Below are 572 nucleotides of genomic sequence, written 5' to 3' on the forward strand. Positions count from 1 at the left end.
ATGGCGGCGCTTCCTGGTCAGGGCGATGGCTGCCGGGAACGATACGTGTTGCGCCGTTCTCGGGGCCATAATCGTCGAAGTAAGCAATAGCGTTCACAATGTCGCCTGGCCGTTGGACCGACAAGTCGCGGTGCAGCTGCTGATGACCGCCACCTGCAAGGGGCTCGCGACCCTCCACCTGCGAGAGGAAAAACCGCTCTTCGATCAATTCACCCACCACCGCCAGCAGCTCCGGCAGACGACACACCGCCTGAATCTTCGAATCAGAATCCAGCAGCGAATGGCGCCAATCCATGCCACGCGGCACTGGCCATTGGTCCGCCGGCTTCACGCCCGCATCGAACACGGCACGAAGGTCACCCAGCCACTCGGCTGGGATCGCTCGACGGAGCAGCGCAAAGCCATCTCGATGGAGTTGTTCGCGGTCAGTCATSGATTCCTCAATTCCCTTGCCACCAAYGCATCAAAAATCCYGCAGTTGCGCGCGYAACTGATGGACATCATAGAAGAGCAAAAGTGGACAGCCTGTTCTTCGCGCTCGTTTAGATCTGGTCCAGCAACCAGGTACGGAA

General features: G+C 59.2%; 1 protein-coding gene. It reads right to left on the reverse strand.

The window, feature by feature from the left end; all coding sequences use genetic code 11:
- Positions 1–433, reverse strand: a 433-nt coding sequence (locus AC1DLB_RS31685; RefSeq protein ID WP_477786490.1) for a phytanoyl-CoA dioxygenase family protein, incomplete at its 3' end; no start/stop codon positions are given.
- Positions 434–572: the final 139 nt, after the last annotated feature.

Source organism: Pseudomonas sp. 05N434 (assembly GCF_056396965.1).